Genomic DNA, 325 nt, shown 5'->3' on the forward strand with positions numbered 1-325 from the left:
TAACGCATGCCTCTCATCCATGTCTAACTCCCCTGCCAAAGAGCGCGGTGTCGCGTCAAAATGCGCAAACGGGTGTTCATTTTCATAGTGTTCGCTGAGGTGTTCTAACACCTTCGGGTGAATATAATACTGTTCGCAAATGTTCGCGGTATTGCCTAATTGCTTGGCGACGAGTTTAACCAGTTGAGACTTAAATTTGCGCCTTGGGTGCGCCTGTACTTGCTCTGCTGCTACGTGGGCAAAGCGCACCGCCATTCGCGTCCCCGCCCAGGTACGATAATCTTTAGCACTAAAGTGGCCGCCAAAAACACGGTGGATAAATTCG

The 325-nt window shown here is 50.5% G+C and carries 1 pseudogene; it reads right to left on the reverse strand.

Going from position 1 to position 325, the window contains the following annotated elements:
• Positions 1-325, reverse strand: a pseudogene (locus CWC14_RS19295) (hypothetical protein); the annotation flags it as partial.

It is taken from the genome of Pseudoalteromonas sp. S3260, assembly GCF_005886925.1.
GTDB classification, from domain to species: Bacteria; Pseudomonadota; Gammaproteobacteria; order Enterobacterales; family Alteromonadaceae; genus Pseudoalteromonas; species Pseudoalteromonas tetraodonis.